Origin of the sequence: Thermobacillus xylanilyticus, from assembly GCF_907165215.1 — a bacterium.
GTDB classification, from domain to species: Bacteria; Bacillota; Bacilli; order Paenibacillales; family Paenibacillaceae; genus Thermobacillus; species Thermobacillus xylanilyticus.
This window is the reverse complement of the sequence record NZ_CAJRAY010000050.1, coordinates 22102-29774: the sequence shown is the minus strand read 5'-3', so window position 1 is coordinate 29774 and position 7673 is coordinate 22102. Positions and strand designations below refer to the sequence as shown.

Annotated in this window: 9 protein-coding genes; 5 read left to right on the top strand and 4 right to left on the bottom strand. The window is 62.4% G+C overall.

Annotated features, from left to right (window positions below; genetic code table 11):
• From KJQ12_RS10935 to KJQ12_RS10925, 3 genes are all read left to right on the top strand, one after another.
• The coding region (locus tag KJQ12_RS10935) for an ADP-dependent NAD(P)H-hydrate dehydratase (RefSeq protein ID WP_213484700.1) at positions 1–525 on the top strand (525 nt) is incomplete at its 5' end.
• Between the two features lie 40 nt (positions 526–565).
• The gene (locus tag KJQ12_RS10930; RefSeq protein WP_213484699.1) at positions 566–1024 is read left to right on the top strand and encodes a DinB family protein; all 459 of its coding nucleotides are present in this window, start codon (positions 566–568) and stop codon (positions 1022–1024) included.
• A gap of 17 nt (positions 1025–1041) precedes the next feature.
• Positions 1042–1800: an SDR family NAD(P)-dependent oxidoreductase gene (locus tag KJQ12_RS10925; RefSeq protein WP_213484698.1), complete on the top strand. Its 759-nt coding sequence runs from the start codon at positions 1042–1044 to the stop codon at positions 1798–1800.
• Between the two features lie 12 nt (positions 1801–1812).
• On the opposite strand, the gene KJQ12_RS10920 is transcribed toward KJQ12_RS10925, so the two are convergent.
• Complete coding sequence (locus KJQ12_RS10920) at positions 1813–2517, bottom strand: hypothetical protein (RefSeq protein WP_213484697.1); 705 nt, start codon at positions 2515–2517, stop codon at positions 1813–1815.
• Between the two features lies 1 nt (position 2518).
• Positions 2519–3205 carry an ATP-binding cassette domain-containing protein gene (locus tag KJQ12_RS10915; RefSeq protein WP_213484696.1) on the bottom strand — a complete coding sequence of 229 codons (687 nt, stop codon included), beginning with the start codon at positions 3203–3205 and terminating at the stop codon, positions 2519–2521.
• Positions 3206–3385: 180 nt separating this feature from the next.
• On the opposite strand from KJQ12_RS10915, the gene KJQ12_RS10910 reads away from it, so the two are divergent.
• Positions 3386–3649 carry a hypothetical protein gene (locus KJQ12_RS10910; RefSeq protein ID WP_213484695.1) on the top strand — a complete coding sequence of 88 codons (264 nt, stop codon included), beginning with the start codon at positions 3386–3388 and terminating at the stop codon, positions 3647–3649.
• A 73-nt stretch (positions 3650–3722) separates the two neighbouring features.
• A complete protein-coding gene (locus KJQ12_RS10905; protein ID WP_213484694.1) occupies positions 3723–4127 on the top strand; it encodes a (deoxy)nucleoside triphosphate pyrophosphohydrolase in 405 nt (134 codons plus the stop codon).
• On the opposite strand, the gene KJQ12_RS10900 is transcribed toward KJQ12_RS10905, so the two are convergent.
• Together KJQ12_RS10900 and KJQ12_RS10895 are read right to left on the bottom strand one after the other, a co-directional pair.
• Positions 4112–5119, bottom strand: a complete 1008-nt coding sequence (locus KJQ12_RS10900) for a phosphotransferase enzyme family protein (RefSeq protein ID WP_213484693.1) — start codon at positions 5117–5119, stop codon at positions 4112–4114. The genes KJQ12_RS10905 and KJQ12_RS10900 overlap by 16 nt on opposite strands.
• 1 nt (position 5120) lies before the next feature.
• On the bottom strand, positions 5121–7661 hold the full coding sequence (locus KJQ12_RS10895; RefSeq protein WP_244860571.1) for a PEP/pyruvate-binding domain-containing protein: 2541 nt from the start codon (positions 7659–7661) through the stop codon (positions 5121–5123).
• Positions 7662–7673: the final 12 nt, after the last annotated feature.

Genomic DNA, 7673 nt, shown 5'->3' with positions numbered 1-7673 from the left:
CGCGTCTGGGACGCGGCCTGCGGAGCCGCGGGCGGCACCGGCGCCGGGCGCGCCGTGCCGTTCGTGCTCGACGCCGACGCGCTGAACATGCTCGCGGAGGCGGACGACTTCGCCGCCTGGCCGGGACGGCCGGCTGACAGCCCGGCCGTCCTGACGCCGCATCCCGGCGAGATGGCGCGCCTCGCCCGCACGAGCACCGCCGAAGTGCAGCGCGACCGGATCGGCATCGCCCGCCATTACGCGACGCGCCACGGCGTCGTGCTCGTGCTGAAAGGCGCAGCCACCGTCACCGCGCTGCCGGACGGCACGGTGTACGTGAACACGACCGGCAATCCCGGCATGGCGACCGGCGGCAGCGGCGATGTGCTCGCGGGCATCATCGGCAGCCTGCTCGCCCAGGGCATGCCGCCCGGCACCGCCGCCGCCTTCGGCGTCTGGCTGCACGGCGCGGCCGGCGACCGCGCGGCCGCGGCCCGTCCGTCCCAGGCGTCGCTGCTGGCCGGCGACATCATCGAATATCTATAGCATGAACCCTCTGATTCCCGATCCCGAAGGAGGCCTGTCCATGCGCAGCATCCGCGCTCTGTTTGATCAGTTGTATTGGGCCGACAAGCGTCTGCTCGCGACGCTCGAGGCAGCGGGCCATCCGCCTGCCGCCGCCATCCGTCTGTTCGACCATATCCTGAACGCCGAACGGGTCTGGCTGACCCGGCTCGAAGGCCGCGACAGCTCGCATCTGCCGATCTGGACATCGCCGGACAGCCTCGACGGGATGCGGGAACGGATCGAAGCGCTCCGTGCGGCTTTCGGACGCTTCCTGTCCGCGCTCGACGACGCCGCGCTGGATGCGGTGCTCGAATACCGGAACCAGTCCGGCGTCCCCTTCCGCAACAAGGTGCGCGACATTCTGCTGCACGTCGCCCTGCACGGACAATACCACCGCGGGCAGATCAACCAACTGCTGCGCGGCGCGGGCCTTGAGCCGATCAACGTCGACTACATCATGTTCGCACGCGAACCGTAAAAAAGGAGATCACAACCATGAGCCAAGCCGAAGTACGGGGAAAATGGGCGCTGGTCACGGGTGCCAGCCGCGGGATCGGATACCGGATTGCCAAATTCATGGCGCAGCAGGGCTGCAACCTGATCCTGCACAGCCGCAGCCTGGAGCACACGCGGAAGATTGAAGAGGAAGTCAGGGCATTGGGCGTGGAGGCGTACAGCGTGGCGGCGGAGCTCGCCAACCTGGACGAAGTGGCCGCGATGCTCGATGCGATCGAGGCGAAAGGCACGCCGGTCGACATCGTGTTCAATAACGCGGCCGTGCAGATCGCCTACCGGAAAGATTACTACAATACGCCGGTCGAAGATTTTGAAGTCAGCTTCCGCATCAACTTCATCTCGGCCGTGATGATTGCGAACCGCTTCATTCCGAAGATGATCGAGCGCGGCTTCGGCCGGGTCATCAACGTGACGAGCGGCATCCGGAACGAGCCGGAGCAGTCGGCCTATGCCGCCAGCAAAGCGGCGCTGGACAAATGGACGAAGGATCTCGCGTCCCGCCTGGACGGAACCGACGTCATCATCAGCCTGACCGATCCGGGCTGGTGCCGGACCGATCTCGGCGGACCGAATGCCCCGAACGATCCGGACACCGTCATTCCGGGCATCTGCGTCGGCGCTTTCGTGAACGACGGCAAAAGCGGCCGCTTCCTGCATGCGCAATCGTTCACCGGCATGACGCTGGAGGAAGCCGTCGCCAAGGCGCATACGATGGAGCCGACGCCTTACGTCATCTGATTGCTCTGACGCTCACATTTTTTTCTCCGCAAGCCGCAAATACAGCACATAGAGCACGCCGCCGTACACCAGGGGCCAGATCCAGACGGCGGCGTTCTGCATGCTCAAGTCCGCGTCCGGGTTGATCAGACGGTCGACCACCGGCGCGACAGGCGGCAGCGGGATGAACAGCGGCGCGAAACCGCCGCCGATCTCCTTCAGAATGCCGTCGCGCGCAATCGACAGAATCAGGACGAGCAGCAGCATCGCGGCGGACAGGCTGCCTTTCCGGATGACAGGCTGACTCAGAATCAGCGCCGCAAGTCCCCCCAGCACCGCCAGCTCGACGTGCGCGAGCAGCGCCGTCAGCCACTCGCCGGCACGCACGCGCTCGTCGAAACTGCCCGCGGCGACCGGATAGATGAGCGCCGCCAGGCTGAGCAGCAGCCCGCATGCGAATACGGCCATCGTCTTGCCGATCAGATACTTCCGCACGCTCCCCGTGTGGACGGCGGCGATATGCTCCTGCGCTTCTCCGATCGCGCCGCAAAAGCCTGTCCCGATCCAGGCGGACACGAAATACAGCAGGACGGACGAAGCCGCGTAACTCCCCATCACCGGATTCGGACGTGCGGTGTAGAGCAGCATGAGGCCGAGCAAGAAGACCAATAGCGGTGGAAAATACCGATGCGACCGCAAGAAGACTGCCAGCAGATACGATACCAGACGCGGGAACAACCTAATTGACCCCCCATTGATTGCAAATCCAGTCCGACGTTTCCGCCTGAGCCGCCGCGCCGGCGCCCCGCTCCTGCAGCTCCTCGAGCCTTCCATACCGGATCACCACGGTCCGGTCGGCCCACGCGTTCTCGAATCCCGGCTCGTGGCCCGTCATGACGATGGCCGCTCCCTCCTGCTTGAACTTCACAAGCAGCCGGGCGAAATCCGCCTGCGAATCGGCATCCAGCCCGGACAGCGGCTCGTCCAGAACGAGCACGTCGGGACGGGCAAGCACCGCCTGCATCAGGTTGACTTTCTGCGTCATGCCTTTCGAGAAGTGTGTAATCGGTCCGGCGGCATGCAGTTGGAACAGATCCATCAGTTCCTGAATGCGCCGCTCAAGCTCCGGCTTCGGGATGCGCCGGATGCGGCCCAGATGGGCCAAATATTCCTCCGCCCGGAAGCGGACCGGGGGGAAGCGCTCCGGCGCATAGCCGACGGTCAGTTCCGGGGCGCGGCGGACTGCGCCGGCGGAAGGCCTGGTGATGCCCGCGATCAGTTTCAGCAAGGTCGTCTTGCCCGAGCCGTTGCGGCCGCGGATCGCCAGACCTTGTCCGCGATAAACGGCGAGGTCGACCTGCTGCACGACCGGCCTCCCCGCCGCATACCATTTTCCGACATTCCGCAGTTCGATCAAGGCTTCCATGGTTCCTCCCGATCCAACATCGATTGGCCTGTCTCGTTGGGAACAGCATACCAACAGAACGATGATTTGTCACTTTCCTGTCGGCAAATCTCTGTCTCGGGGCAGCCCCGATCCGACAGTCATTGCGCGCCGGACATGCTAAGATCATAACTCGACTACACCCGAACAGGAGCGATTGCGATGGAGCTCATTCAGGACCAGCCGTTTACGCACGAGACGATCGGGTTGGACGGGTTTGCTTTCGTCCGGTGTGCATTTGAAGACTGCGTCATCATGATCCGGTCGGAAGGGTATGAACTCGAGCAGTGCACGTTCCGGAATGTGAAGATTTTGATCAGCCCGGAGGTATCCGTCAAAGAGCTGGCGCGGCGACTGGCCTCCTGCCGCTGCGAGAACACGGTCTGCCTGTTGAATCCGGAAGGGGCGGTCACGGCGATGGCGTGAAGCGGTTGAAACGGCATGTGCGATGCGGTTATGATCGTCGTATGAATCACTTTCCAGCATCAGGAGCAACCCGATGAAAAAGGTAGACGTTGCAGGCGCCGTCATTTTCAATGAGAAAAACGAAATCCTGTGCGCGCAAAGGTCCCCGTCGATGTCGCTGCCCGGATTGTGGGAGTTCCCCGGCGGCAAGATCGAGCCGGGCGAATCGCCGGAACAATGCCTGGTCCGGGAGATCCGGGAAGAACTGGACTGCCTGATCGAAGTCCATGAGCGGATTGCCGATGTGACCCATCCATACCCGAATCTGGTGGTAAGACTCATCACGTACAAGGCCAAAATCATAGAGGGAGCCCCGGCGCCGAAAGAACACGCGCAACTGGTCTGGCTCCCCCTCTCCGAAATGGCCTCCCTGGACTGGGCGCCGGCCGACATCCCGACCGTGCGGGCGCTGCTCTCGGGATTTCAGAATAATGTTTGATCCATTTCCCTGAAAGCTTCAAGCTCATCTTCAAAATATTTATCTTCAGCATCAATCGAGCCCGTGATATCCAAATCTTTGAAGAATTTCAAACTGAGGCTCATCAGCCATAGTCGGCGCACTCCCGCAAAGAACGGGACAGCCGTCATATCGTTTGCCTGAACTTTTCGAACGCTTTGGTAGCCTGCCAAAAAAGCATTCCACTTCATGGCAACCTGTTGTTCTCCATCTACGCAAGATTGGAAACGTTGTTCCAGCGCAAATCTGAACACGGCGAGAATATAGGCTCTCCAACCGAATCCGCAAAGATCAAAATCGAAATGCGTAATATGATCGCCCAGCATGTGGGCGTTATAGCCGTGCAAATCCCCGTGGCATATGCCCCAATCCAAACCTCCCACCCGATCAATCGCTTCTTTCAACTTGGTTCCGACGCGAAAAACAAGCTGATAATCATCAGGACGATGAACCATACAGGCTCGAATAACTTGCAGCGGTTGATCAACCAGGTATTCCAGATCCAGATGCGGCCTGCTGTGACGGGTTTGAAAAGTAGCCGAACCTGCATGGATTTGGGCAGCTTCCTTGCCATACTTGAAACATATGTCTTCAGCGTTCAAGTCGAGCGCGCTGCCTTCGGCAAGCGTAAAAAGGACGCCAAACCGTCTGCCTTCCGGAGCGGAAAGTTCATTAACATATTCGTTTCCGGTTGTGGCAACCGGAATCGACACGCTCACACCATTGGCATGCAAAAATCTCAACAGGTCAATTTCAAATGAGACATCGCAAAGGCTGTCTCGCCATCCGCTGCGGTAAACCCTGTAGATGTACTTACGGGTCAAGGTTTCGACAAGGTAGGAATCATTCATGCCCCTGTGCATGAAGACACACCGCATCACTTTGCCAATGTCATAGTTTCGGCTGATGTATTCGCCCAAATCCCTTTCCCTGAAGGTTGAATAGGATACCGGCAACATGGCTTTACCTTCCATCCTACCTGCACACCACCCGCTGCGACCCGATGTCCGCGAAAATTTCCATCCCGTCCGTCCGCGCCACGTGAACAACCCCTTCGAACGGCACCGCGTCCGGCACCAGTTCGATCAGCATGTTGGGCTGCGCCAGCACGCGCTCCGGATGCCAGATGACGTCCGGCTCGCCCGGCATCAGCGCCGTATAGAAGATGCCCGCTTCCACGAGATCGAGGAAGAAATGGCTGCCGTACGACAGCTCGGGCGCGATGCCGGATTCCTCAGGCGCCACTTCGCAAAGCACCGTCATGTGGCACAGCTCCGCAAAATGAACCGGCACGCCGAGCGACGGCGTCGTCGTCCCCCACCGTCCCGGCCCGATCAGCATCGTCTGTCTGCCCTTGAGCGCCTTGTTGATCCGGCCGATCAGCCGGGCGACCGCGTATTTGCCCTGCTCGGGCAGCGCGAGATAGCGGTCCGGCCGCACGAATACGACATGGTCGATCGGCAGCCGGACGTTGCCGCCCATGAAGCCGCCGCGGGACGCGAAGAAACAATCGTCCGACGGCTCGGGCAGTTCGACCGGCCGCCCGAGGCCGCGCGTCTGCAGCGGCCGGCATTGCAGCAGGTTGACGCGGTACGCTCCGTCCGGCGTGAAGTTGACCGTGAACTCGATGTCGACGGGGTACTCGTACACGGCGGCGAGCTGCGCCAGCATCTCCCGCATGAACGACGGAAAATCGGTCCGCTCCAGCAGCCCGCGGAAATCGACGATATACGGCGCCGGCCGGTCTGTCAGCCCGAGCTCGCGCATGCGCGCGGCCGCTTCGTCATCCGGCGCGGCGATGAGCGATCGGTCGGCCTTGATGCCGCCCGCGAGCACGACGTCCGCATCCCGCGAGACCAGCGCGCCCTCCCGGAACGACAGCAGGTCGACTTCATGCTGCATGTATTTGCGCCGGTCGCCGGCATGCATCGGCGGCTGGCGCTTCGGGTTATCCAGGCAGACGATCCGCGCGTAGTCGCCTTCGGTCCGGTCGACCGCCCGCGTCCCGAGCCCGAACACGAGCCGCAGCATGCCCGCGTTCATGTCGATGCCTTCCTCCCACACGTACAGGTTCGTCGAATGGCCGACGCCCGCCGCATGCGGGAAATAGCCGTCCCCGTGCTCGTCTCCGGACACCCGCTGCACGAGCAGCGCCATCTGCTCGTCCTCGCCCGCCAGCCCGCGGATTTGCCGATAGACAAGCGCGTCCTCGTTCATCGCGCTGGCGTAGACGGTCCGCACCGCCTGCTCGAACGCTTCATACCGCTCTTCCGGCGTCCCCCGGTTGACGCAGAAGACGCTCTCGTATTTGCCGGCGAACGCGTTCCCGTACTGGTCTTCCAGGAGCGAGCTGGAGCGGACGATGATCGGGGACTGGCCGTAATGCTCGAGCATCCGCATGAACCGCTCCCGGATGTTGTCGGGGAACCGGCCCGTCAGCAGTTTCTCCCGGAGCTCGGCCGCGCAGCGGAAATAGCCCTCCTTCGTCTTCTGCCGCATGAACAGCTTCCACCAGCCGTTGTGAACGATGTACGTATAGAACACGTCCGAGCCGATGTACCAGGAATCGTGCGGCTCCAGCCGCGGCGCGAACCGGTCTCCTCCCGCCGCCTCCAGAATGCGCCGGGCGAGCAGCATGCCGACGCTCTTGCCGCCGATGAAGCCGCTGCCGATCTGGCGCTCCGCGACCCGGAGGACGTCCGCGAGCGCAAAGTAGCGGCCGCACAGCTTCAGCAGGCGCGCTTCGCGGCCGGCGAGCATCTTGAGCAGCCGCATCTTGACCCGCTCCTGCTGACCGGCAGGCGCATCCAGCGCCTCCTTCGCCTGCGCGAACATGACGTTCCAGTAGTCCAGCCGGTCCTCGCCGCGCGCGACCGCGGCGAACAGTTCGGCCGCTTCGGCGCTCGAGGTGATGCTGACGGCTTCGTCGCCGTCGATCCGGTGCGGGAAGAACATGACGGGGGTGTAGCGGTTCCAGGCTTTCAGCGGATGGATGTAGTCGCTGCCGCCGGCCCGGTACACGTCGATCAGCACCTGCGTCGTCTCGCGGATGCCCGCAATCGTCGCAAAGGTGTGGGCGTTACGAATAATGGCGAAGTAGGCGACGGTTTCGAGTTCGTAGAGATAAGGACAGGTGACGCGGAAGAAGTTGCCGATCATCAGGTCGGAATGCCAGTCGGCGAGCAGATCGGTGAGGCAGTCGAACACGTAGAACGCCCGCCGGCCTTCCCGCTCGATCAGCCGGTGGACGGACGCGGCGAAGCGTTCGAATCCCCGGTCAGCCCTGAGCTCGATGATGACGGTGTCCGAATCCGGCGCAAACAGCGGCTCGTGGCTGCCGAAACGGACGTAGATCAGTTTCCGTCCGTCCCGCTTCGCCTGCCCGGCGAACCGCGCGGCCAGTCTCCCGTATTGCCCGATCTCGTCGACTTGCCACACGACGTTGTCGCCGAGCCTCAGCCCGTCGACGACGTCGTCGATTCCCCTGATGCCGGTGCTGACGCGGTCGTGCATCATGCCGGAACACCT

What these genes read in the sequence shown, in the direction of transcription:
- KJQ12_RS10925 (WP_213484698.1), top strand. Translation starts at nt 1,042, where the DNA reads ATGAGCCAAGCCGAAGTACGGGGAAAATGGGCGCTGGTCACGGGTGCC.
- KJQ12_RS10905 (WP_213484694.1), top strand. Translation starts at nt 3,723, where the DNA reads ATGAAAAAGGTAGACGTTGCAGGCGCCGTCATTTTCAATGAGAAAAAC.
- KJQ12_RS10900 (WP_213484693.1), bottom strand. Translation starts at nt 5,119, where the DNA reads ATGGAAGGTAAAGCCATGTTGCCGGTATCCTATTCAACCTTCAGGGAA.
- KJQ12_RS10910 (WP_213484695.1), top strand. Translation starts at nt 3,386, where the DNA reads ATGGAGCTCATTCAGGACCAGCCGTTTACGCACGAGACGATCGGGTTG.
- KJQ12_RS10895 (WP_244860571.1), bottom strand. Translation starts at nt 7,661, where the DNA reads ATGATGCACGACCGCGTCAGCACCGGCATCAGGGGAATCGACGACGTC.
- KJQ12_RS10915 (WP_213484696.1), bottom strand. Translation starts at nt 3,205, where the DNA reads ATGGAAGCCTTGATCGAACTGCGGAATGTCGGAAAATGGTATGCGGCG.
- KJQ12_RS10930 (WP_213484699.1), top strand. Translation starts at nt 566, where the DNA reads ATGCGCAGCATCCGCGCTCTGTTTGATCAGTTGTATTGGGCCGACAAG.